Genomic DNA, 26042 nt, shown 5'->3' with positions numbered 1-26042 from the left:
TTATGGTAAAATAGACACAATTTGTTAACCAGGAACGGTTGGATTCAGTAATGGATACTCGTTTCTTCGCCTTTTCAGAAAGAGCCGTGATAAAGCAAAATATTCTCTCGTGGCTATATCTCTTCGGGGCAGCAGCCTGCGAAATGGCCTGGACATACTCACTCAAATACATAAGCTGGGACGACCTGAAATCCCTCCGCTGGGCCACGTTCTATCGGCTCGATGGCGGCCTGCCCGTCCTGCTTCCGTGGCTGGCCTATGTTGTTTTTGGGATTGTTAATACGCTGATGCTGGCGGCCGCCATGCGCACGATATCCACAACAACCGCCTTTGCAGTCTGGATGGCCGTATCGCTGGTATTTATTAAAGCAGCCGACATTGTCTGGCTGAAGATAAGCTGGTCGTGGAGTGAATTATTCTTTATTCTGGTGATTACCATCGGCATTATAGGCCTGCGGATGGTTGGCCCAGCCGATGTTAACCCCTAACCATCTCTTTTATTCCAACACCTTGGGCACTTCAAAAAACTGCTCGTCGTGCTGAGGAGCGTTGGCCAGCGCCTTCTCGCGAGACAAGTGATTGCCTACCACATCCTCCCGTAACACATTGGTTTCAGCGGAGATGTGCGTTAACGGCTCAACGCCTGTTGTATCTATTTCGTTAAGTTGCTCCATCCAGGTTAATACACCGTTCAAGCTGCTAAGCAGGTCGGCTTCTTCTTCGGGCCGAACTTCGAGCCGGGCCAAGTGGGCAATTTTCTGAAGAGTTTCGTGATCGACTTTCATGGTCAATGAGTGATTGAGTGATTGAGTGGTTGAGTGTGCGCCGAGGTCATGCAGCTACTTTCTTTTCCTTCATCAACTCATCGTTTATAATTTTATACGTTTCTTCTTTTAATCGTTCTACATCATCCTGCGTCATGCCTGTTGTGTCAATAGGTGGATGAATGACGGCTCGCAAGGGATGCCAATGAAAGCGAACGGGACTTTTGTCGGGCAGAATCTGGTAGTTATTCAACAACGAAACGGGCACAATGGGTACCTGTTGCTGAATCGCCATTGTGAACGCACCATCTTTGAACGGCACCATCTGGGGCGGTTCAGTAGCACGGATTCCTCCTTCTGGAAAAATCATAATGCTTCGTCCCGATGCCAACGTCCGAATCGACTTCGCTAACGAATAAGCCCGACTATTTGGCTGGCTACGATCTACCTGAACGTGCAGTTTCGCAAACATATATCCTAGCAAGGGAATGTGCTTCACATCACTTTTCCCAACGAAGGCGTAGTAGTTTTTCACAATTACGCCCATTGCCGCTATATCCAGGTACGAAAAATGGTTCGCACAAAATACATACGTCTGCTTCGGATCAGGCTTGAAGCGACGATCGACCCGCACCCGAATACCAATCCCGATAAAAAACAACATCCCCCAGATGTAGTTGATCTTATGGGCAATAGGCTTCCATGCCTCGCGCTGCAAAAACACAAACTGGAACGGAAACAGCACGATATACAATGCCACAAAATAAATAGCGCACCAGATTGTGTAGAGTAGCCGCATGATGTAGCTTTTGTCATGCTGACGAAGGAAGCATCTTAAATCATCCTAATAGGTCAGTAAGGAAATTCAAGATGCTTCCTTCGTCAGCATAACAAAAAAGTTAATGTTTAAAATGCCTCACGCCTGTCGTAACCATTGCCAGGCCGTGCTGATTGCAATAATCGATCGAGTCCTGATCGCGGATAGAGCCACCGGGTTGTACTACGGCTGTAATGCCAGCCTGACCCGCAATTTCAACGCAGTCGGGGAATGGGAAGAATGCATCGGATGCCATCACTGATCCGTTCAGATCGAAACCAAACGAGTGCGCTTTTTCGATGGCTTGCCGTAATGCATCGACACGAGACGTTTGTCCAACACCGCTGGCCAGCAATTGACCTTCTTTAGCCAGAACAATCGTATTTGATTTTGTGTGTTTACACACTTTAAGAGCAAATTCCAGCGCCCGATTTTCGCTATCCGTTGGCGCTTTCTCCGTAACAACTTTAAACTGACTGGTTACCTCGGTCTGATTGTCTTTGTCCTGCTCTAGTACGCCGTTCAAAATCGTTTTGAACATAACCGTTGGCAGATTCACCGAATTACGTTTTAGCAGAATCCGGTTCTTTTTGGACTTGAGTAGGCTTAGTGCCTCGGTTGTGTAATCGGGAGCGATCAGAATTTCCATGAAGAGCTTATTCAGTTCTTCAGCCGTTTCCAGATCGACCGGCGCATTGGTAATAACCACACCACCAAAAGCGGAAACCGGATCACAAGCCAGTGCGTTCAAATAAGCTTCTTTGCTAGTTGGTGCTATCGCAATACCACAAGCGTTGGTATGCTTGATAATGGCAAACGCTTTCGCTTCGTCTGCAGCAAACTCGTCGATCAGGCTTACACAGGCATCAACGTCAACCAGGTTGTTATAAGACAACTCCTTTCCGTGTAGCTTGTCGAACATGGCTTCCAGATCGCCGTAGAATGTGGCCTGCTGATGCGGGTTTTCGCCGTACCGCAGATGATTGGCTGGCAGCGCTTTGAAATCGTAAATAGGCCCGGTTGTACCCGCACGTTGTGTTGTTCCGGCAAAATAAGACTGGATAGCCGTATCGTAGTGCGAGGTCGTGGCGAATGCTTTTCCGGCATACTCCCGACGGTCGCTCAGATCGGTAGCACCATTTTTCTGGGTTAACAGATCGACAACATCACCGTACTGGCTACGTGACGATACAATTAGGACATCATTGTAATTTTTGGCAGCCGCCCGAATCAGCGAGATTCCACCGATATCGATTTTCTCAATAATGTCCTCATCCGATGCGCCGGAGGCAACAGTTTCTTCGAACGGATACAAATCCACGATGGCCAAATCAATGGGCGGAATTTGGTGGCGCTCAGCCTGGGCAACGTCTTCAGCAACGTCGCGCCGATACAAAAGACCGCCCATAACGGCTGGGTGCAAGGTTTTTACGCGCCCACCAAAAATAGACGGATAGCCGGTCAGATCTTCAACGGCCGTAACCGGAATACCGAGTTGCTCGATAAATGCCTGGGTACCACCCGTCGAATAAAGTTTGACGTTCTGTTCGTTTAATAAACGGACTAAAGGCTCTAGACCGTCTTTATAAAAAACGGAAATCAGCGCAGAGGAGATTTTGAGAGACATGGACTTGGCCGAAACAGGCTCCGGCTGTTTCAGTAGAATAGGTACAAGTTATGCGAAACAGCCGGTAGCCTGTTTCGACTTGAAGTGCAAAGATAACCAAAGGTCTTAACTTTGTCTGCCCGAACACGGCAGGCCAACCTTGGCCAGACATTCTTTTATCGATGAGTACGTTTAAAAAATTAGCGAGCGATACAGCGCTTTATGGTATTAGTACGATTCTGGGGCGATTACTCAATTACGCACTCGTACCGATTCAAACCTACGCCTTCCAAAAACCATCGGCTATGGCATCCAATGTCGAGCTGTATGGCTGGATTGGGGTATTGCTCGTTGTGTACACACTTGGTCTGGAAACGGCTTTTTTTCGATTTATTGCCCGTTCCAAAAATCAGCCTATCGAAGAGAAAAACCGCATTTTTAACCAGTCATTGAGTATTGTTGCCTGTATCAGTGTAGTATCTTCGCTGCTTCTGTACAGTCTGGCCACGCCCATCACAAATTGGCTACACTATCCTGGCCAGGAGCGATTTGTGCAATGGTCGGCGCTACTGGTTGCCATTGATGCCATTGTGGCGATTCCCTTTGCCCGACTTCGGGTCGAGAATCGAGCCCGCGAGTTTGTTGGCGCAAAAATTACGAACATCGTTATTGTCGTTGCGCTGAATATCTTCTTCCTGATTTTCGCCAAAGACATTTATGAAGGTAAATACCTCACCTCATTACAACCAATAGCCGATTTAATCTACAACCCCAAGATTGGTCCTGGCTATACCTTTCTGGCCAATTTAATCGGCAACGCTCTTTACTTTATTATTATCCGAAAAGCATTTACCGGATTCCGATTCCAGTTTGATAAAGCACAAAGCTGGGCACTGCTGGCTTATGCCTTCCCGATTATGCTCACCAATCTGGCAAGCGTGCTGAATTTACTGACCGACCGGCTATTCTTACGCCATTTACTTCCAGCGGGTTTTTATCCCGGCTTATCATCAGAAGCCGTGCTAGGTATTTATGGGAACTGCCTGAAACTATCCGTTTTTATGGCGCTGGCGATTCAATCGTTCAAGTTTGCTGCGGACCCATTCTTTTTCTCGCAGGCCGAAGACAAAAACGCACCAACCTTGCTGGCTAATGTTACGAAGTGGTTTATCATCGTTTGCGTACTGATCTGGGTTGGTGTCAGCCTGAATCTTGATTTACTTGGCCAGTTGTTTTTGCGGTCAAAAGAATACCGGGTTGGCCTCAATGTCGTGCCGCTACTTTTGCTGGGCAATCTGCTGCTGGGCGTTTATTACAACATTTCGTTCTGGTTTAAACTGAGCGACAAAACGAGCTACGGCACGCTGATTACCGTTATTGGAACTGCTGTAACAATTGGCCTAAATTTGCTGCTGATACCCGTTATAGGGTATATGGGTTGCGCTGTGGCGTTTTCCGTATCCAGCTTCGTTATGATGTTGATCTGCTACCTATTGGGTGAAAAGTATTATCCGGTGCCTTATCATGTTGGCTCGGCAATCGGCTATGTACTTGGCGCAGGCTTATTGATTTACGCATCCTGGCACTTTCCAATTTCGAACCTTTGGGTGGCTGTGCCTGTCCATACGGCTCTATTCGGCCTCTTCCTTATTCTGATCATTTTCATCGAACGCGATACGTTTCAGCCAGCACTGGTACGCTTCCGAAATCGCAGGAATAAACCTGACAAGATTAATTCGTAGTTTAAAACCGACAAAAATGCCCCGATTTGCATCTGAGGTGTATTTTTATCGGTAAATTGCAAGATAATCTGGTTATTCTGCCACCGTAAAACGGCACATTCCTTTTCATGAAACCAACCTCTCGAAATAGCGCATGGCTGTTGCCCATCGCATGCTTGTGTATACTTACTTCATGCCGTGAAAAACCCCTCTTTGAGCGGCTCGACTCTTCCGAAACGGGTATAACCTTCGCCAATACGATTACTGATAGCGATACGCTCAACATTCTTAATTACCAGTACATATACAATGGTGGTGGCGTTGGTGTTGGCGATTTCAATGGTGACCAAAAACCAGATGTGTTCTTCGCCGGAAATCAGGTTTCGAACAAACTCTACATTAACGAAACGGAATCGCCCGATAGCAAACTGCACTTCAAAGACATTACGCAGTCGGCGGGGGTTGATGGCGGGGGCCGGTGGTGCTCGGGCGTATCGGTTGTTGATATCAATGCCGATGGCAAGCTGGATGTATACATATCCACTACGCTCAAAAAAAAGGGGGTACAGCGCGCTAACCTGTTGTATGTCAATCAGGGAAATGATGCAGATGGTTCGCCTAAATTCCGGGAAATGGCCGTCGATTATGGCGTTGCCGATACAACCTTTACAACGCACTCTGCCTTTTTCGACTACGATAACGATGGCGACTTAGACCTGTTCGTACTTGTTGATCAGATTGCCGATCCTAAAAACCCAAACAACCTGCGTACACGAGTAGACGACGGCACTTCTGTCAACACCGACCGCCTGTATCGGAACGATTTCGACCCTAAACGGGGTCATGCATTCTTTACGGATGTGACCAAACAAGCTGGCGTTCTGGCTGAAGGCTATGGACTCGGCATGAACATTTGCGATATCAATCGGGATGGCTGGAAAGACATTTACGTAACCAACGATTTCGCGACGAATGATGTGCTCTACATTAATAATCACAATGGCACGTTTACCAATCGCGCACACGAGTCGTTCAAACACACCAGTTCATCGGCCATGGGAAATGATGTGGCCGACATTAACGGCGATGGTCTAGCCGACATTATAGCCGTCGATATGTTGCCCGAAGACAACCTGCGCAAAAAGAGTTTGATGGGCCCCAGCAGCTACTATGCCTATCAGGAGTGGGACAGACTAGGCTATGAGCATCAGTATGCCCGTAATACCCTGCAACTGAATCAGGGCGTACGACCTATTGATACATCGCACGTGGGCATGCCTATTTTTAGTGAAATCAGTATGCTATCGGGGGTAGCCGAAACCGAATGGAGTTGGGCACCACTGCTAGCTGATTTTGACCACGATGGCTACCGGGATTTATTAATTACCAACGGTTTCCCCCGCGACGTAACCGACCGCGATTTTACGAATTATTACAGCTCCGTCAATACGTACCTGAACGATGGACTTCGCAAGGAATTGACCGAAAAAATACCCAGAGTGAAAGTTAGCGACTATGCGTACCGAAATCGGGGTAATTCTGGCGGTCCGGTTTTTGAGAACGTAACCGACCTTTGGGGATTGAGTGAACCAAATTTCGCGAATGGAGCCGCCTATGCCGATTTTGATGGTGATGGCGATCTCGATTACATCGTCAATAATATCGACGACGAAGCGTTCGTCTACCGAAATACCCTGACCAATAAAAAATCCGAACAGGCGCATTATCTCCGCATCCGATTCCAGGGCGACGGAGCCAATGTAATGGGTTTGGGAGCCATCGTTGAGTATGAATTACCCGATGGCCGAAAAGAATTTTATGAACATACGCCGTACCGGGGCTTCCTGTCGAGCGTTGAACCCATCGCGCACCTTGGTTTAGGCAAGATCAAGACCATCAAGAATCTAAAAGTAACCTGGCCGGGTGGACGTGTCCAGATTTTCCCGGATGTCAATGCCGATCAGACGATTACAGTGAAGGCAACTGATGCGAAGCCGGGAGAAGCCAATGAGATTGTTGCGGCTCCTAAAACCCTATTGAAAGACGTTACGGCCGATTTAGGCATCACCTACAAGCATGAGGAAACCGACATCATTGACTTCAATCTGCAAAAAACCTTACTCCACAAACTCACGGAATACGGCCCTGCATTAGCCGTAGGTGATGTAAATGGCGATGGTTTGGCAGATATGGTTGTTGGCGGAAGCTCTAAATATTCAACCGAATTGCTGCTTCAGCAACCTAATGGGCATTTTGTTCTGAAGCCACTACCAACCAAGCTATCCGAAGATGCCGGGCTTCTGTTGTTCGATGCCGATGCTGATGGCGATCTGGACTTGTATGCCGCTAGCGGAAGTCCTGAATTTCCAGTCGACCAAATAGCCGCAGCATTGCGCCATCGGCTTTATGTGAACGACGGGAAAGGCAACTTTACTCTAGATGCCAATGCATTGCCAAACTTCCAGCTCAATGCTTCCTGTGTAAAAGCATCTGACTTCGACAAAGATGGTGACCTCGATTTATTTGTTGGCGGTCGGGTTGAGCCATACAAATACCCGATGGCTGTTCCTAGTTATATTCTCCGTAACGACAGCAAAAAAGGGCAACCTCATTTTACCGACGTCACGAAAGAAGTAGCTCCAGTTCTGGCAAAAGGCGGTCTGACCTGTGATGCTCTCTGGACAGATTTTGACAATGATGGCGACGAGGATCTCCTATTGGCCAGCGAATGGGCACCACTCACGATGCTCAAGAATGACAAAGGTCATTTGCAGCCGCTCGACAACAGTGGCCTGTCCGATAAACTGGGCTTCTGGAACTCCCTGACACCCGGCGATTTCGACAACGATGGCGATATAGATTATCTGGCGGGCAATATGGGCCAAAACACCCTACTCCGCGCCAGCACCGAACGGCCTGTGCGTATCTACGCTGGCGATTTCGACAACAACGGTTTCTACGACGCATTCCCAACCGTTTATTTCAAAAACGCCAAAGGTCAATACGAGGAATATCCGTACTTCGGCTGGGACGATATGATCAAACAGATGATCGGGATCAAAAAGCGATACCTCAAATACGCTCCCTTCGGCCAAGCCACCATCAGTCAGATCTTAACCGAAGACGAACGCAATCAGGCACTGAAACTGACCGCCAATTATACGCAGAGCAGCTATATTGAAAATAAGGGCAACGGAAAATTTGAGATTCGGCCTTTACCAATTATGGCACAGACAGCCCCTCTATTTGGCATGACTGCTCAGGATGTTGATGGCGATGGAAATCTGGACGCTGTCCTTGTGGGCAATGAACACGGTAGCGATATGGTGGGAGGCCGCATGGATGCCTTTAATGGGCTGGTGCTGAAAGGCGATGGCAAAGGTGGGTTCTCACCACTTACGATGGACCAAACTGGCTTCTTTGTTCCGGGTAATGCCAAAGCGCTGGTTAGTTTCCCCGACGCTCAGGGTCATTGCCGACTGGCGGTAACTGAGAACCGAGGTCCGTTACGGGTATTTGCCGTACAACAACCGCAAACATTTGCCCCGATAGATACCAAAGCAACATCCGTTACGATTCGCCTGAAAAACGGACACACCCGACGACAGGAAATTCCGTTCGGAACTTCGTTCTACGGACAATCAGCGCGGGGGGTTTGGTTATTACCGGGAGAAGAGCTTGTAAAGAAGTAGGTCAATATTTTTTGTCATTTCGACTTCAGGAGAAATCTCAACATTGCGTATTAGTCAAGCTTGAGATTTCTCCTGAAGTCGAAATGACAAAAAAAATCAATCTTCCCGAACTCGGATATTCGCCGGTACTACGCTAGCGCTCCGCGTTCGTACGGCCGATGTCATGAAGAAGCCGGTGGCTTTTCGGCCGCTGGCATTATCGTTAATGATGTTGGTTGGCACATTGACGGGTGGTGTGGCAAATAGCCCCCCGTTGGTAATCTGCGTTCGTGTCTGCTGCCAGAAGTTAATGGCCTCCAGCGTTAGCGAATGGAGTTCAACCGTCACGTTATCGTTCAGCGCATACAGGCTATCTGGATTGATGGCCCGGCGAATGGGTACAATAAACGTGAGCCCATCTGTAACGCCATTATTGTTACCCCGAAATCCACCATCCTGCGACGTAATGATGTTATTCGGTTTATTTTGCAGCTCGCCATTGCGGAAAAACCGAACCCGGTAATAGTCCGTTTCGTTCGGTATATCGTTGGCATAAAACTCCGCCCGGTAGCCTTCTATCTTGGATAACGGACTCCGTTTTCGCTTCACAAAAATAATCGAGTCTATGGGTGGAACCGGATTTACTTTCGAACTAGCCCGATAGGTTTCACCCTGATAACCAATGGTAAGTTGATACGTCCGGCCAATGTGCCCTAGTGTGTCTTTACCCGTTGGCTGCCACACATAATACCCTGTATTTTTCGCATCCAGAAAACGATACGTCTTTCCTGCGTCGTCTGTTACAGTAACCGTTGCACTGGTAGCCGCAGGTGGCGTACTACTATCAAAATAAGCCGCTGTCTGCGTCAGAATAATCGTTTGCGAACCGGGCTGATTGGTCAGAATACCCTGCACCGAAAGATGAACAGGGCCGGTATCGAGTTGGGCATCAATAACTGTCGTGCAGCTATCCAGACTGAGAATAGCTACAGCGAGAAGTGAAAATAGCAGAATTGATTTCATTAGAATTTGAAATTATACGTCACCGAAGGAATGATTGTCGCAAATACGGAGTACCGAATGGCCTGAGTAACCTGGGGATTGTCGGCGTTCGGCTGGAAATACACCGAGAACGCATTTTTACGCGCGTAGGCGTTATAAACCGAGAAAACCCAGTTGTCCTCTTTACGTTTGCCGGGTCGTTTGCGTCCTTGTAAGGTTGCTGCCAGATCGAGCCGGTGGTAAGCAGGAATCCGGTAGTTGTTGCGGCCTTCGTAGATAGGCTCTACGTGCCCATCAAACACAAACCGGCCCGTTGGGAAGGTACCGGGCGTACCACTGGCATAGGTAAATGTGGCCGAGAAATTCCAGCGTTTCGCATTAGGCGGGTCGAACAACAACACCGAGGTTAAGGTGTGGCGTTTGTCGTACCGGGTTGGGTACCAATTGTTATTGTTGATACCATCCACCTGCCGTTCGGTTTTGGCCAACGTGTAGCTAATCCAGCCATTCACGACACCCGTGTTTCGTTTCACGAAAAACTCAGCGCCGTAAGCCCGGCCTTTTCCACTCAGCAAATCACCTTCGAGGTATTTATTCAGGATCAGGCTAGCCCCGTCGATGTAGTCAATCTGGTTTTGCAACCATTTGTAATACACCTCAACCGACGCTTCGAATTCATTCCCTGAGCGCCCAAAGTTTTTGAAATATCCACCAGCAATCTGGTCTGCAATCTGTGGCTTAATATTATTGGTCGAGGGTGTCCAGATATCCAGCGGAGTTGACGCTGTGGTATTAGAAATCAGGTGAATGTACTGCGCCAGCCGATTATAACTCAGCTTTAGTGAGCTGTTATCAGTCAGATCGTACTTGGCGGCAAAACGGGGCTCCCAGTTTCCATAGGTTTTTATGACATCACTCCCCTTATAATCCACTGTTGTAACCACCTCACGCCGGGTTCCGAGCGGCACATTCGTCTGGAATGTATAGGCCTCACCCGGTCCTTTGTACTGAAAGAGGGAATACCGCAGCCCGTACTGGAGTTGCAGTTTAGGCGTTGTTTGCTGCTCGTTACCAATGTAAAGCGCGCTTTCGAGGGCATGTTTATTCGCAATCCCGAACGAGCGAACGCTTCCCGCACTGGCGGCCGTAGCGGTACCGGGCTGGAAGTCATGCACGATGGCCTGTCCGCCAAAGGTGATCGTGTTCTTACCCAGAAAAAAGGAGAAATCAGGTTTGATACTATAATCCAGAATACGGGAATCCGTTTTGAAATAGTCGTTTGGCGTTTTCTGTTTCAGGTCGGTGTTCAGCGAATAATCGTAGTTGCTGTAATAAGCCGTTGTGTTCAGAAACAGGCGATTACTAAATACGTGATTCCAGCGGGCAGAAAGCGTAGTGTTGCCCCAGTTGAATCCAAAATCTGACCCGAATACATCGCGGCCTAGATAGCCCGATAAAAAGACGGTATTTTTATCGTTGATGTGGTAATTGCCTTTCGCCGTCAGATCGTAAAAATAGAATTTCGCTCCTTTTAGATCGCTGTTCAAAAAAGGCTGAGCCAGAATATCGGCATATGAACGACGGGCGGCCACAATGAACGATCCTTTGCCCTTGAACAGTGGGCGCTCATACGACAATCGACTAAATATCAGGCCAATTCCGCCATTTACCTCTGGTTTCTTGGCATTCCCTTCTTTCAGACGAACATCCAGAATTGAGGCAATCCGTCCGCCATAGTTTGAGGGAATACCACCTTTAATCAGCTTTACATCTTTTACCGCATCGGGATTAAAAACCGAGAAGAAACCAAACAAGTGGGATGAATTATAAACCGGAGCTTCGTCCAGCAGCACCAGATTCTGGTCGATACTGCCGCCCCGAACGTTGAACCCAGTGGCCCCCTCACCTACTGTCGATACGCCAGGCAACAATTGAATACTTCTGATTACGTCAACTTCCCCTAACAGCGCCGGAATCCGTTTCAGCGTTTTCACGTCAATCTTGTTGACGCTCATTTCAATATTCTTGACGTTGTCGTCTTCACGTGTTGTCGAAACAACAACCTCCTGAAGCTGCTTTCCCTCCTGTTTCAGTTCAAGATCAAGGCGAACGTCATGCGCAGTCAGGTCAACTACTTTGGTCTGTTTTTCGTAACCAACGTAGCTGATCACAACGTTATAAGTACCTGCTGGTAACGTGACTGCGAAGAATCCATAGCTATTTGTGACGGCCCCGGTGCTGGTTTCTTTTACATAAACCGATACCCCAATCAGGCCCTCGCCATTAGTCGCATCTTTAATATACCCACTTACTGTGAAGCCAGCAGATCGGGCACCTTTTTCCTGCCCTTTACCAATGGTATTCGTCGTTAGTGAGCCTTGTGCCAGACTGCTTTGGAGAGGCAGACAAATCAGTAGTAGACCGTATAACCAGTGTATAGAACTATGTTTCATTGCGTTAGTTATAGACCGCCTATCCAGAAATGGCGGTTCAGATTGTTAACGCAAAAGTATGTCTACTCCTATTAAGGTTAGGCAAAAATTAGATAAAGTAGCTAAAACAGGCGCTGAACGGTAGTTGCCATTGGACAAAACCAATAAGTAGCGCGGACGGTCCACCGTTGCGGTGGACCGTCCGCGCTACTTACTGAGCCTTAATAACCGCAATTAGTTTCTGTAATTCTTTAAAGCGTTTTTCGTCTGGCTCAGGATTGGTAATCGGCAGTTTTTTGAGTTCTTCGATGATAATTCGACCTACCAGTAACCGCATATTCTTTTTATCATCGGCGGGGATAACGTACCAGGGGGAATTATCGGTAGCCGTTTCAGAAATGCAGGTTTCATAAGCCTCCTGATAATCGTCCCAGAAATCCCGCTCTTTGACATCACCCTCCTCAAATTTCCAGTTTTTCTCCTGATCCTGAATCCGGGCAATCAGCCGATCGGCCTGTTCTTCTTTCGAAACGTGCAGATAAAACTTAACCGTTGGAAAGCCATTTCGGTACAGAAACTGCTCCATATCCCGAATGGCTTCGTAGCGATGCTTAAAGAGTTTATCTAAATCTTCGGTCGCTTTTTCGGGTAATCGCTGACTCAGTGTCAGGATTTCAGGGTGAACTTTCGTCACCAATACTTCTTCATAATACGACCGATTAAAAATCCCGATCATGCCGCGTTCGGGCAGTTCGCGCCAGCTACGCCATAAAAAATCGTGATCAAGTTCCTGGTCCGTCGGGCGTTTGAATGAATAGACCCGAACGCCAGCCGGATTGGTACCCGTAAATACATGCTGAATGGTTCCATCTTTTCCGGCAGCATCCAATGCCTGAAACACAACCACCAATCCATAGCGATTGTGGGCATACATCCGCTCCTGCCACTTATCAATTTCTGCTGCCTGCTGCCGAAGTAAGGCCTCATAATGAGCGTCGTCTTCATAGAGGTCATCTACTTTGGTCGGCTCTTTTTTCAGTTTAAATGATTTGTCGCCATCATGGCGGAATCGATCGATTTTGAAGTCTTTCACAGGCAGTTGGCGCAAACTTTACGCGAGTAAGTACTGTTAATTAGTCAGGCAAATTAACCGAATAAAACCTATAAGGTTTGCAAAACCCAGGAGGTTTATAGAATTACGATTTATGACGACAAATCAATCGGCCAATCTGGCCAAAGCAACATTTGGAACAGGCTGTTTCTGGTGTACAGAAGCCCTTTATGAATCGCTGGATGGGGTTATTGATGCCGTATCGGGCTACGAAGGTGGTCATAAAGTCAATCCTACGTATAAAGAGGTTTGCACTGGTGAAACTGGCCATGCCGAGTGTGTAGAAATCACGTATGACCCCAGCAAAATCACGTATCAGGAAATGCTGGAAGCCTTTTTCCGGAGCCACGACCCAACGTCATTGAATCGTCAGGGCAACGACATTGGTACGCAGTATCGGTCTGTGATTTTTTATCATAACGATGAACAAAAGCAACTGGCCGAAACAGCCAAAGCGGAACTAGATAAATCAGGCGCTTATGATAAGCCAATCGTAACGGAAATTACCCCCGCCGAAACGTTCTACGAAGCCGAAGCTTACCACCAGAGCTATTTTGCCAATAATCCTAACCAAGGCTATTGCGCGTTCGTAGTTGCGCCCAAAGTAGACAAGTTCCGCAAGGTTTTCAAAGAGAAATTGAAACCTGCTTTACAAAACTAAGGCAACTAGTAAAAAAATACCCTAAGCCCCTGAAAATGGGGCTTTTTTGTTGCCTATATTTCCACTTACTACTAGTTTGCTATAGACTTGTTTAGTTATAATCTGTACCTTTGACGTATCCGGGATACAAGCAACATTACTGAAGGTACAAATGAAAGTCACCCTGCGCGAGAAGCCAATCAACGACGGACGCAAAAGCCTCTACCTTGACTTCTACCCGGCTATCCCTCACCCTGAGACAGGAAAGCCCACACGCCGGGAGTTCTTAGGGTTATACGTGTATGAAAAGCCACGAATTGATCTGGAGAGGAGGCACAATAAAGAAACCCGCTTATTAGGCGAAAACATTTGCGCTCAGCGGCAGCTCGCCATTCAGAGCGGACACTACGGCTTTTTAAATAAGGCAGTAGCCAATGCTGATTTTCTAACTTGGTTCAAGGGGCAGGCTGAAACGGAAAAGCAAAAGCGTAGTCTTGGCAGCCGAAATAATTGGATGAGTGTTTATCAACACCTGGAACACTTTAGTGAAGGCAAGCTACTGGCCAATGATGTGACCGAGGATTTCTGCAAGCAGTTTCGCCAATACCTCACCACGGCCAAAACGCTTAACACCGTCCGCTCTGGCAAGGGTGAGCTTTCCCATAATTCGGCCGTTGGCTATTTCACCATATTTAAAACGGCGCTGAAGCGGGCAGTCGATGCCAAGGTCCTAGAGTTTAATCCAGGCGAGCGGGTTAAGCGATTAGCGGTCAAGGAAACCCAGCGCGAATTTTTGACCATGGCCGAACTTCAGGCTTTGGCTAAGGCAGATTGCGATTTGCAGGACCTAAAACGGGCAGCTTTGTTCTCTGCTATGACTGGGCTTCGCTATAGCGATATCGAAAAGCTCAATTGGTCGGAGGTATACACTAGTGAAGGCGAACATTCACTACGGTTTACCCAGAAAAAGACTGAGGGTGTTGAAACCCTACCAATGTCTGATTCAGCCTACGCACTGCTTGGTGACCGAGCTATAGGCTCTGAAAAAGTTTTCCCCAATCTGGCTTACTCGGCCTGGCAGAACCTTAAACTGCAGCAATGGTGCCTGAGGGCTGGCATTACCCGGAACATTACCTTCCACGCCTTTCGACATACGTTCGCTACGCTGCAATTATCACTCGGCACTGACCTTTATACCATTTCTAAAATGCTCGGGCATCGGGATATAAGTACGACCCAGATATACGCTAAGGTGGTAGATAAGGCAAAGCGTGAAGCCGCGGAAAAGATTAAGTTGATCATCTAAAAAGTGATTTATGGAAGGCCCATTTACAAAATATCCGGGGAGACCAGTACGCCCGTACGCGCCAGAAGTCATGGAGAATTACCAGGAGCCAGAAAACTTCCCAAACTCCTGTTCATATCATAAAGATGTCTTGAATTTTGCAGAGGCTTACTTTGAGTCCTTACTAAGCAATAGCGAGCAGTTTCAACAATTAATTGCACTCCCATCTTTCAATCTTGAAGATTACATATATGAAGGGGCTGCCCTCGATATTGTATATCGGTTTTCCTTTACGCAGCACCATATATCCCAGCATTTAAATAAGCCAGATTGGTTTGATGAGATCACGAATTATATCGACTACATTATTGAAAGCCTAGGCAAACCTGCTTTGGGCTTAGATATATATATCCATGCTCTAGCATTTTACCTTGAAAATGAAGTCAAACTTTCCAATCGAGATAAAGTAGAGGCTTTGCTTGATTTTATATTGCCCAAAACAGAAGATGCTATTGAAGACGTTGACCTTAACGAGCTTTTTAATACTTATCAGAAATGGCTTACTTTTTTTCCGTTCGAGCTTAAGCCCTTTTCTCATTTAAAGGACGATTACCGGAATCCGCTCCCAATTCTAATTGAAAATGGAGTTCACAACCCCTATACAAAAAAATTTAGGGTCCGATTCAAAACTAGAAAGCAATTATTAGGATGGTTGTTAGAAAAGACAGAACGAACTCTAGCTGCCGCCGAATCTGAGAAACTTATTGAGGCTGGATTAATTCAAGACAAAAATTCACATCATGCTGACCTGTTTCGTGAAGCCCACCGTGTCAAACAGAAAGCCTTACTTAATAGATTCTCCAAACGCGAAGCTCAATACGTTAAGATTATTGGTGAATGGCTAAAGAATGAAAAGGAATACTTTGAAGGATATATTCCGAAACATTCTAATATAGTTCAAGGGAAATCTATTAATGCTAATTCAATAGAAAGCAAGAATCATAATGAAGGCTTTCTGACTATTAGAACGGATATCATTACGAATCTATACGAAGTGTTGAGTCCGTTTTTCCCAGATGCTGCAGAAAACGCCTTAATGAACCTACTCAGAGGAGAGCAGAACGGACAGGAAAAATTGCTATTCAAAGAAAATGGGAACAAGCTCGCATTTCTATTTAAGGAGCTTTATGATAATTCTGTAATGACAGGTCACTCGAAGATTGAGGTTGAGCAATGGCTACTGCGCAATTTTCAATACTATGACTTACGCCAGAAGAGCAATAAAGACTTTACTCCAGCCTACCTAAACGGAATAATATCAACCAATGGGAAGGAATGCAAAAGCCCAATAGCCTTGGTAGAAATTGTTGATGGGAAACTAAGAATTGCGCCTATCAGACGAAACACAAAAAAATATTCAAAATTTTAGTAGGGTTGTAGTAAGGTAAACTATAACCGTATTGTAACCCTACTAAACACCCCTATACTATTGCAGCAAGTTATACGAAAACACTTGTTGCAATGGAAGCAATTACGTCATTCGACCAAGTTCCTGCCGCGCTAAATTACCTTATCAATGAGGTAGGCATTTTAAAAAAAGCCCTCGCTGAGCGAGATAGCTCCACTTCAGAACCAGACAAATGGTTCAACCTCGAAGAGTTTTGTAAGTACCATCCTGCCAAGCCAGCTCCAACTACAGTCTATGGCTGGGTGAGTCGTCGCGCCGTACCTCACAAGCACGACGGTAAGCACCTTTTATTCTTAAAGTCAGAGATTGATTCCTGGCTAAAAGAGAAGGGACGTAAGACAACTGCCGAAATAGAAGCACTAGCGCGTCAGCACCCGACACGTAGTCGAAACCAATCTAGCGTTACCACAGCCTAATCCCACCCAAAACAAAACCGCCAACGGGGGCAACCGAAGGCGGCTAAACATTGATTTTATGATGACTAACTTCCAGCAGGACAAAGGTATATCTTTTGTAGAGGATTTTATAGGACATGCAGCAAATCTTGTAGATGAAATTGATCAACTACCAGGCTCTGAAATAGTCGTATTAGAACCCAACTACGAAGAGGCTTTTGATATATGGCTGTTTAAATACAACAGCAAGATAGAGCGCTGGCTTTTTTCGGGAATCTATCTGAATGGCCTTTTTGATCGGCTTGATAGGCAGGGCTACTATAAGAAATATAATCCGGATGGCAAAAGCGTATTCTTTCTACAGGACGAGCACAACTTGATTAGTGAAGTACTGCCTGTAAATATGCGAGATAGCATCAGGGAGTACGTTGATAGGAACCAGGAAGTTATAAAGACGGACAAATACTCTGTCCTTTATTCAAAGCGGACGGACCGGCTACACTGGACGAACAATTCCCTTTTTAACGACAAAACCCTGCAAGGACTACAAACCCATTTAAAGCCAATACTTCAGGACGATGCGACAACGTGTTATCTGCCTTTTTTGAATGGTATTATACGCGTCACAAAAGAGGGGATTGATTTAAAATCCTACTCAACACTCGGAAATGTCTGCCTTTGGAAAAGTCAGGTCATTCAACGTAAGTACAAGCCAGAGCTCACTACAGAGTGCCACTTCGCGCATTTCGTAGCTAACACTTGCAATGATGAGCCAGAACGCATTTTAGCCTCACGAACCGCTTTAGGCTATATATTACACTCCTATAACCGACCTTCAGAAGGACAGGCTATTATCTGCTGTGATGAAGAACTGACAGACAAAGCAAAGCCACAAGGTGGAACGGGTAAAGGTGTATGGGTAAATGCAGCCAAACAGATAAGACCGGGGGCCTATATCGACGGAAAGAAGTTTGACCCAGATCATCAGTTCAGTCTCCAAGCGGTAAACAGGTCAGATCGTTTTGTGTGGCTTGATGACGTAAAAAACAATTTCAGCTTTGATCGCTTCTTTTCAATTTTAACCGGTGGGTGGACAATTGAGAAGAAGAATCAGCCATCCTTTACGATTCCCGCGCGAGAGGGACCAAAACTGGTTATCTGTACCAACACGGCACCCAATAATGAAGGCTCCTCCAATATTCGGCGCCAATTCATTTTAGAGTTCTCTGACTACTACAAAAAGTTGATAAAGCCCGGGGCTCAACCTATACGGGATATACACGGCTGCGAGTTTTTTGCTGACGAATGGGATGCCGACGAATGGGCGCGCTTTGATCGATTTATGGTTGAGTGTGTTTACCTCTACATGAAAAATGGACTTGTTCCCTATAAGACTCATAATGTCAGCGCAAACCGGCTTATTCAGACAACTAGTGATGAGTTCTTTACATGGGTCACGACTCACGAAGAAACAGGGTTACAACCAAACCAATCTTACAATCGACCTCAGCTATTAACTGAATTTAGGCAGTTTGCTGGAATGTCTGAAAAGGAGCTGCCATCACGCCGGTTTACAGAGTGGATCAAGCGATATTCAGATAGTCAGGGATGGAAGTTCAAGCTTGGCTCCAGTAACAAAAACCCCTCATTTATACTCGAATCTAAACCCTAAAATAGGGGAAGAGGGGAACAGTATTCTATTACAAGCCAACACCCCCCCCCCCCACGGGGGGGAGTCCCGGTACAATGTAAACCTCTTCCCCTCTTCCCCCTCCATTCATGCCAACTCTCATTAATTCCTTCCGGTATAAATTGCCAAAAAAGGCCGTAAAAGGCGATTGTCCCGAGTGTGGCCCCAAACACCGCCGAACACTTAGTCGATACATTGATACCCAGACAGGCGACCCTTTACCAGATACATACGGCCGATGTGATAGGGAAAGCAATTGCGGTTATCACCTCAGCCCATATCACAAAGGTACGTCGGGTCTATCCTACCATGATGAGCAAAAAGCCGTTGAGGGTATTGGCCATATCCCTAAAGATTGGTTCCGGATAGCTGGCAAACAGAAGCGTAACGGTATTCCCAGGAATGGCTTCATTCAATGTTTGATGCAAATGGAGGGCGCTAGCTCCGAACAGGCTGAAAAGGTAGCCGCCTTTATATTTGACAAACCTGACCGTGATGCATCACCAGTAGTCGAGCCACCGCAGGTATTTTGTATTCCTGAGGACATCTACAAAGCTTCTCTTGGACACTATGACCGCAATCAACTCGCTAGATTGCTCAAGCTCCACTTAGGTCAAGAAACGGCGAATGCTTTACTGGAACGCTTTCTTATTGGCACCTCCAGTCGATGGCCAGGAGCCTGCGTATTCTGGTACATTGATGAGCAGAACCGTAAACGGGGTGGACAAATCAAACTATTCGGCGATGATTTTCACACGGCCAAATACAAAGATCATCAGGGCGAAACCCGCAGCAAAACCAGTTGGGTACATTCAGCGCTGGCGCACCGACTTAGGGAAAATAACCTACCTTATCCCGAATGGCTAACGGCGTATATGGATGGGCAAAATGCAGTCGAGAAATCACCATGTCTGTTTGGGTTACCACAACTAAAAACTGCTCCTGTTGAAAAGCCAATAGCTATTGTCGAAGCTCCCAAGACCGCAATACTATGCAGTCATTATTTCCCTGACTTTATTTGGATGGCAGTTGGTGGAAAGTCATATCTGAACGCTGATCGTCTGGCCCCCTTGAAGGGTCGTAAGATTGCGCTATTCCCTGATTTAAATGCCTATTATGATTTAGCTAACGAGAAAGGCCAAGTCAATAAAGGCTGGTTAAGCAAAGCTGAGGAATTAAGAGCTAAAGGGTTTTCCCTTACTGTAAGCGATTTTTTAGAGCAACGGGCAACCGACGAGGACAGGGCCAAAGGCTTGGATCTGGCTGATTATCTATTAAGGCCAATTGCCAATACAAGACCTATTCTTACTTTTCCAAACGGAGAAAAAGTTTTTGGAGAAGTTCTCACGTTTGAGCCTTGCGAAACTTGCCCCGATGACTGGCTCGAAACCAGAGAAAATGGAGTAAGTTACCCTACCCTAATCCCTAGTATTCGACGTGAACTTTATGCATATGCTTTAGGGCTTTTATCTGATAACCTTCCGTTGTATCAGTTTAGCCAGTCGTAGATTACATTGGTATATTGGATGTAACGAGTCTCTTAGAAAACCGACTTTTCGGAGTTTCCGGAGTCAGTCACCCGCGTACGCGTTAGTGACGACCAGGAAAGTTTTTCTTACTCATAAAAGGGGCTAGAATGTTGGTAAATGTTGGTATTTCGGCAGCAAAAGACGAAACAGTCAGCTGCTTATATGGGCATTGAATGTTAACAATTGTTAACCTTTTGGGTATAATTTCCCTGTTATTGCTGACTACTCCGACCTTTTTTGCCTCAGTCACGCGCACACGCAATGAGAGCGAGCAAGGCTTTTCTACGGTCAATATACATGCATGAGTCTGAGTAAATTTTTCTTACCCGTAAACGCCCGTGTAGATCACTGAAGGTTTTTCTAGCATCATTACACGCATAGAGCGCAACAGAAGATTTTTTGGGGGTCATTACGCGTATATATGGCGATCTGAGCCTTTCCCTCGTTTTGGGCCTCAGTCACGCGCACGCCTATGATGAAGGCTTTGAAGATTTTTCTTACCCGTATAAACGCGAATAGGCCGCACCCTTCGTTTTTTGCCTCGGTCACGCCCGGGCGCGTTAGGAAGTTTTTCTTACTCGTTAAAAAAACTGTGATTCTGGCCAGCCAAAGTTTTAAAGCCCCAGTCCAGGGAGGATTGCTATAGGAGGGCCAAGCCTCATCGATTGAATTCTTTGCCTCAGTCACACACGCACGTATATAGGGTATCGACCTTGACTAAATACAGTGAGAAAACAGTGAGAACGTCGTATTGATCAAATCATTTTCAAATCATTCTTGCCTCCTCAGCCTTGGGAAGATTTTTCTTACCCGTATAAACACGGGACATTAACTATCTGACCTACGCCTGGAGTGAATAAAAGATTTTATGGGGGTCATTACGCGGGTATGGTTCTAGGCATTTTGTCGAATACTATAATATTCAATTGACATAAATCCCCCTATACCTTTCCCCTTTAACTTACTGATAATTAGGCAGTGAATAATTATATTGCTAATAACAAGGTCTATATAAATGGCACCATGGGAGAAGAAAATATTGTCCTGATTCAGATTAAAGTGTCTGAGGAGCAGGTCAAAGAAAAGGTACTGGCTAACCGGGAAGCGCTGATCCGCCTAAAAGCGGAAGCCAAAGCAACCAAAGCAGAATTTGACAAGGGTATTATCACAGCTCGCCAGTACGCCGAGTCTCAACGGGCTATTGAGACTCAGATCAAAGCTGCTAAGGAAGAAGTAAAGAAGGGAGAAGCAACCATAAAAAGTTATGCTGATACCCAGAAGAAAGCAGAAGTAATCACAAAGGGAGTTAGCCAATCGCTCAAAACAGCCATTCCTTTCTTTCGTGAGCTGACCGCTGCTCAAGAAGAACACATCACCTTGACCAAAGCCGTAAGTGATCGCATACAGGAGCTTTCTGATCAGTTCAAAGTAGAGGAGGCTAGTATCAAAGCTAATGTTTCTAGTATTGATACATTAGGCGAAAGTATTGCCGAACTCCGCATGTTGTACAGTGGGCTAAGTCAGGCCCAACGGGAGGATATCAATGTTGGCGGCAAGCTGTTGGCCCTGGAGGCAGATCTGACCCGGCAGGAGGAGAAGCACCAACGCACGATTGACAATTCTAAAAAAACGCTCAAGGACTACATTGGTGATATTGATATTTTAGGGTTCAATGTTGGCCAGACGGTCGAATCGTTTAAGTCAGGCGCTCAGGGAGCCGGACTATTTGCGAAGTCCATCTTTACGAGCCGAGGGGCGTTGATTGCGTTAACAGCGGTTCCAATCATTGCCCTCCTCAGCGGACTCTATATTATCCTGACCAAGAGTCAAAAGGGAATGGATTTCTTAGCCAGGGCGACTGCAGGCTTTTCATCTATCCTATCGGCAATTAGTAGCAAAGTAATTGCTGTTGGCGAAGCGTTAGCCAATGCATGGGATAATCCAACGCAGGCGGTCAAAGACTTTGGCAGTGCCATTGTCAACAGCATCATTAATCGATTTAAGGCTGTTGGCGTTATTATCGACGCACTCAAACAAAAGGACTTTGGCAAACTGGCCGATGGAGTCGTTCAGCTAGGAACTGGCGCAGTAGGCGCAGCTACCAAATTAAAGAACGCTTATGACGCGGGTGCTAAACTGGCCGACCTTAGCATTCAGATCAAAGAGGAGGAAATTAAGCTAAACACGGAGCGGGCGCGGAGTGAAAAGTATATCGAGCGCCAGAAACAGATTGCAGAGGACGCCACCAAATCAACTCAAAAGCGATCAACTGCGGCCAAGGCTGCTTTTGCTGAGAGTCAGAAGATCCAAAATGCAGAAGAGGCATTGCAGAAAAAACGGGTAAAACTTGCCGAGGATGAAGCGAAACAAAATCAAGGCAACCGGGAGTATCGACTGAAAGTATCAGAGGAGCAGGCTAAGTTAGATGAGATCGCTAAGAATCGAATTGGCGAGCGAACCGAACTGCAGAATCAATTAAACTCAATTGAGGCTGAGGGAGCAGCAAAGGCGCTAGAAAATGCTAGAAAGATAGAGGCTGAAAAAGTAGCTATTGCCGAAGAAGCGTTAGTTCAGGCCAAGAAGAACGGGGAAGATACGGTTGAGATTGAAGCCGAAATTCTCAAACGAACCATTGTACTCATTCAAGCCAAAGCAAATGCTGAGAAAGTAGCCGTTGAGGCAGGACGAGGGGCAGCCGCTCAACGTAAACTAATTCAGACGCAGGCGGACGCTGAGATTCTGGAAGCGACCAAACAAACTGCCCAGAAAGTGGCTGAAATCGTCTATTCCGTGAAGATAGCTGAAATTAACTCGACGTTAGCCCTAACCCGGAAAGGCACCAAAGAAGAATTGGACTTGCACCTTGAAAGTATTAACGCTGAAAGGATCAAGCAGCAACAGGCATTATTGCAGCGAGAAACCCAGCTTAAGCAAAATCTGAAAGACAGGCTATTGACGGAAGAACAGTACAAAAATGCTTACAATGATTTGCAGATTGAGATTGGTAATGTAGCTAACACAGCCGCTAGAGCAGCATCTGACGCTCGCTTAGAGTATGAAAAGAGTCTAGTTGGTCGTGAATCTGATTTGGCAAATCAAAAGCTTCAAATCCAACTAGACCTAGGCGATCAAAGTCTGTCCAATGAGCGAGATGTAGCTACGCAGCGAATTGACCTAGAAGAAAAGGTCCAGCTTGATCTATTAGAAATTGAGAAGAAGTATAATCAACTAAGTGATAAAGAATATGAAGTTCATCAGGAAGCGATTAAGGATAAAGCGATTGCCGCCCGAAAGGAACTGAATAAACAGATTGCCGAGGCAGACCTAACTAACGAGAAAGCGATCAATGATGCTAAGTTGCTTATCCTTCGAGACGGATCTAAAGCTCAGTTGAAAGTTCTGTTGGACAATCTGGCGATTGAGCGGCAGCAGAAAATTGATGCAGCTAAAGGTGATGCAAAGGCGATCCAAGCAATTGAGGACGATTACAATAATAAGCGCTTAAAGGCTAATGAAGAGTATCGCAAGAAGTTATCTGAGCAGGTGGTTGATATCGCAAATCAGGCGATATCAACGCTGACTAGTATTGTTGATGCGCAGGTAGCTAGTCAAACCTCAGCTTTAGATCAACGCTATCAGGCAGAGCTATCTAGTGTCGCATTGACTGCTGATGCTCGTGCCAAGATCGAAGCAGAGTATCAGAAAAAGAAAGACGATGTCGAGAAAAAGGCAAACCAGAAAAAAGCGAAGATTGCTACTGCCCAGAATTTAATCAATGGCGCCCTGGCCATCACTAAAGCGTTTGCAGAGCTGGGTCCAATTGGTGGTGCTATTGCAACGGCTTTTATTGCGGCTCAAGTAGTTGCGCAACAAGTAGTCATTGACAACCAGTCTGGCAAATTCGCCAAAGGTGGCTATTTGGAGGGTCCATCCCACGCCGAGGGTGGCATAAAGTACCGCCTGGGCAATCGGAATATTGAACTGGAAGGCGGAGAGGCCATCATCAATAAGAAGTCTACCGCCGAGAATTACGCGTTATTGTCAGCCATCAACTCCAGCAATAATAATGGGCGTGCTTTCCCAGGCATTAGACCATCTATTGGTCGAACCTTCGATATATCTCACGCCGTACCAAAGTTTGCTTACGGTGGCGTAGCGACCAGCCTAGAAACCGAAGCGATCACAAACGCCATCATCAAGGGAATGCAGGGCGTTAATATCCGTGTTGGTGTTGATCAAATAACCCGAGTGCAACGAGATGTAAAACAAGCTGAGGTAAGAGCAGATAGTTAAATTTATTTCATAAATTCGTTTTAAGGCATTTTTTACTCCAGATGATGAATTACCTTACTAAATTATTAAAACGCGCTGAGCGTACTTATTTAAGGGCAAGAATCGCATCTATGCGTCCTGACCTTGCCGGACTGCCATTTGAAACCATGCTTAGGCTCTTTCGGCAGAATGCCGTTGAAGACTATGCGATCTCCTACCAGGATTACCTTGATCAGAAGTTGTCTAAAAAGCCCATTCTTCACTCACTGGTAAAAAGGGCCTATGCTTATGATCCTGACCACTCAATTGGTTATTACCGGCTACAGTATGCGATAATGGAGAAACGGTTAGAGTTGGTTGAGGCCCAAAACATAGATCTGACCGGAGACCATGCCTTGTTGTTGGCGGATAACATTGGCCTTCGTGATGTTGCAAAGCAGGCTGTAGACATAGCTACCAATGCTGTCGGCCCTATTGCTCGACAAAACTAACCGATGGAAGTACCTCAACTGAGTGAAGAGCAAAAGCAGAGGGAGCTAGACCGGCTACTGATCAAAGTTCGATTGGGCGAGGATGTTGAAACAGCTCTAGGCAAGCGTAGGGCGTGGTTTTACAAAGCCTTAACCAGTCAGGAGCGCGGACCGGTACTGTCCGCACATATGGAGAATGTAGAGCGAAAGCAATTAGCTAGTAGATGTACTAATCACTAGTCAATCAAACCCAACACAAGGTATGTTTAATTTATCTCTATGTCTGGATATATTAGCCGTGATACTAGCCTACTTACTTGGTATGTATGGCTATGAGACGCACAACTCAATAGTTGACTGGTTGCGGACTAAAATTAAAGAAAGTACGAAGCAATAGCTTTCTGCAAATGCCCTTTTGATTAAGTCAAGGCTGACAAAGCGAATAAACGCGATATGAGGAGCTTTCTCCCATAGGTGTCTGTCTATATGTAAAACCACAGATCGTTGATCGTAGGAAATGTTTGGGGATGACAATGGAGTTTATTCGACTCTATGCGCAAAAAAAGAAAAGGGTAGCAACTACTACCCCCCTCTATTATTTTCCACCCATGATTATTATATAATTATAAAAGTGATCGATTGATCAATGCTTTCTTTTGGCTGGATCGGGGGGAGTCAGACGAACCCGGTAATTATTATAAACCCATGCGGCTATTTCATCAAAGTATTGAGCTGCGCCCGGGGGGTCCAGATCGGAAAGGGAGCGAACAACGGTAACGACCTGGCCAGCAATTTCGCATTGCTCACATAGAAACAGCGCATTCAGTACCTTATCGGTTTTGTCTCTATCCATCCGAATAAGCCTGCCAACCTCAACAACCAGGTAACTCCAGTAATACCCACGCTGACCATCACCAACCCGCCAACGTTTGCGGATTAGGTCAACAGCATACGTTCCGGCAGGAAGGGCACGAATAGCCCTATACAGCCGCTTACGTGTAGCGGGTTGCGTTGTATCAAGGTCTATGCTCTTTGTTGCTCTCACGCCCTTATTTACGTCTCCTTCTGCCTGATGAATAGCGCTGCTCTTTCGGCATCTCATGTAATACAGGTCGATTAGACTTTGACTTTATTAACAACTCTCTGTGCAAATTGGGGTCGATAGGAGA

The 26042-nt window shown here is 46.3% G+C and carries 18 protein-coding genes; 11 read left to right on the top strand and 7 right to left on the bottom strand.

The genetic code is table 11. The features are described 5' to 3' along the window. The first annotated feature begins 86 nt into the window (after positions 1-86). Positions 87-488: a DMT family transporter gene (locus H3H32_RS31045; protein WP_240543546.1), complete on the top strand. Its 402-nt coding sequence runs from the start codon at positions 87-89 to the stop codon at positions 486-488. A gap of 9 nt (positions 489-497) precedes the next feature. On the opposite strand, the gene gatC is transcribed toward H3H32_RS31045, so the two are convergent. From gatC to purH, 3 genes are all read right to left on the bottom strand, one after another. Then, positions 498-785 carry an Asp-tRNA(Asn)/Glu-tRNA(Gln) amidotransferase subunit GatC gene (gene gatC, locus H3H32_RS31040; protein WP_182459619.1) on the bottom strand — a complete coding sequence of 96 codons (288 nt, stop codon included), beginning with the start codon at positions 783-785 and terminating at the stop codon, positions 498-500. 46 nt (positions 786-831) lie between these two features. Beyond that, a complete protein-coding gene (locus H3H32_RS31035; RefSeq protein WP_182459618.1) occupies positions 832-1563 on the bottom strand; it encodes a lysophospholipid acyltransferase family protein in 732 nt (243 codons plus the stop codon). A 100-nt stretch (positions 1564-1663) separates the two neighbouring features. After that, positions 1664-3208 carry a bifunctional phosphoribosylaminoimidazolecarboxamide formyltransferase/IMP cyclohydrolase gene (gene purH / locus H3H32_RS31030; protein ID WP_182459617.1) on the bottom strand — a complete coding sequence of 515 codons (1545 nt, stop codon included), beginning with the start codon at positions 3206-3208 and terminating at the stop codon, positions 1664-1666. Positions 3209-3369: 161 nt separating this feature from the next. Between purH and H3H32_RS31025 the strand changes: the two genes are divergently transcribed. Together H3H32_RS31025 and H3H32_RS31020 are read left to right on the top strand one after the other, a co-directional pair. Then, positions 3370-4929, top strand: a complete 1560-nt coding sequence (locus tag H3H32_RS31025) for a polysaccharide biosynthesis C-terminal domain-containing protein (protein WP_182459616.1) — start codon at positions 3370-3372, stop codon at positions 4927-4929. A 107-nt stretch (positions 4930-5036) separates the two neighbouring features. Then, complete coding sequence (locus tag H3H32_RS31020) at positions 5037-8600, top strand: CRTAC1 family protein (RefSeq protein ID WP_182459615.1); 3564 nt, start codon at positions 5037-5039, stop codon at positions 8598-8600. 96 nt (positions 8601-8696) lie between these two features. Here H3H32_RS31020 and H3H32_RS31015 read toward each other — a convergent pair whose 3' ends face one another. From H3H32_RS31015 to H3H32_RS31005, 3 genes are all read right to left on the bottom strand, one after another. Next, positions 8697-9602: a DUF4249 domain-containing protein gene (locus H3H32_RS31015; protein ID WP_182459614.1), complete on the bottom strand. Its 906-nt coding sequence runs from the start codon at positions 9600-9602 to the stop codon at positions 8697-8699. Continuing rightward, positions 9602-12034: a TonB-dependent receptor gene (locus H3H32_RS31010; protein WP_182459613.1), complete on the bottom strand. Its 2433-nt coding sequence runs from the start codon at positions 12032-12034 to the stop codon at positions 9602-9604. The genes H3H32_RS31015 and H3H32_RS31010 overlap by 1 nt, the downstream gene beginning before the upstream one ends. A 190-nt stretch (positions 12035-12224) precedes the next feature. Next, positions 12225-13106 carry a PPK2 family polyphosphate kinase gene (locus H3H32_RS31005; protein WP_182464537.1) on the bottom strand — a complete coding sequence of 294 codons (882 nt, stop codon included), beginning with the start codon at positions 13104-13106 and terminating at the stop codon, positions 12225-12227. 112 nt (positions 13107-13218) lie between these two features. Between H3H32_RS31005 and msrA the strand changes: the two genes are divergently transcribed. The 8 genes from msrA to H3H32_RS30965 all read left to right on the top strand — a co-directional run bounded on the left by msrA (position 13219) and on the right by H3H32_RS30965 (position 24894). Then, positions 13219-13785, top strand: coding sequence for a peptide-methionine (S)-S-oxide reductase MsrA (gene msrA / locus H3H32_RS31000; RefSeq protein ID WP_182459612.1), 567 nt, complete (start codon positions 13219-13221; stop codon positions 13783-13785). A gap of 151 nt (positions 13786-13936) precedes the next feature. Then, a complete protein-coding gene (locus H3H32_RS30995; RefSeq protein ID WP_182459611.1) occupies positions 13937-15070 on the top strand; it encodes a site-specific integrase in 1134 nt (377 codons plus the stop codon). A 10-nt stretch (positions 15071-15080) separates the two neighbouring features. After that, entirely contained in the window at positions 15081-16478 is a 1398-nt protein-coding gene (locus H3H32_RS30990) for a hypothetical protein (RefSeq protein WP_182459610.1), read from the top strand. Between the two features lie 92 nt (positions 16479-16570). Beyond that, entirely contained in the window at positions 16571-16933 is a 363-nt protein-coding gene (locus H3H32_RS30985; RefSeq protein ID WP_182459609.1) for a helix-turn-helix domain-containing protein, read from the top strand. Positions 16934-16991: 58 nt separating this feature from the next. Then, entirely contained in the window at positions 16992-18584 is a 1593-nt protein-coding gene (locus tag H3H32_RS30980) for a hypothetical protein (RefSeq protein ID WP_182459608.1), read from the top strand. Between the two features lie 107 nt (positions 18585-18691). Next, on the top strand, positions 18692-20110 hold the full coding sequence (locus tag H3H32_RS30975; protein WP_182459607.1) for a DUF6371 domain-containing protein: 1419 nt from the start codon (positions 18692-18694) through the stop codon (positions 20108-20110). Positions 20111-21109: 999 nt separating this feature from the next. Then, positions 21110-24424, top strand: a complete 3315-nt coding sequence (locus H3H32_RS30970) for a coiled-coil domain-containing protein (protein WP_182459606.1) — start codon at positions 21110-21112, stop codon at positions 24422-24424. Positions 24425-24534: 110 nt separating this feature from the next. Further along, positions 24535-24894 (top strand): hypothetical protein, encoded by a 360-nt coding sequence (locus tag H3H32_RS30965; RefSeq protein WP_182459605.1) that lies wholly within the window; start codon positions 24535-24537, stop codon positions 24892-24894. 622 nt (positions 24895-25516) lie between these two features. On the opposite strand, the gene H3H32_RS30960 is transcribed toward H3H32_RS30965, so the two are convergent. After that, a complete protein-coding gene (locus H3H32_RS30960; RefSeq protein ID WP_182459604.1) occupies positions 25517-25975 on the bottom strand; it encodes a hypothetical protein in 459 nt (152 codons plus the stop codon). Positions 25976-26042: the final 67 nt, after the last annotated feature.

Origin of the sequence: Spirosoma foliorum, assembly GCF_014117325.1 — a bacterium.
In the GTDB taxonomy this organism is placed as follows: domain Bacteria; phylum Bacteroidota; class Bacteroidia; order Cytophagales; family Spirosomataceae; genus Spirosoma; species Spirosoma foliorum.
The sequence above is the reverse complement of the archived record's forward strand: the minus strand, read 5'-3'. Positions and strand labels throughout refer to the sequence as shown.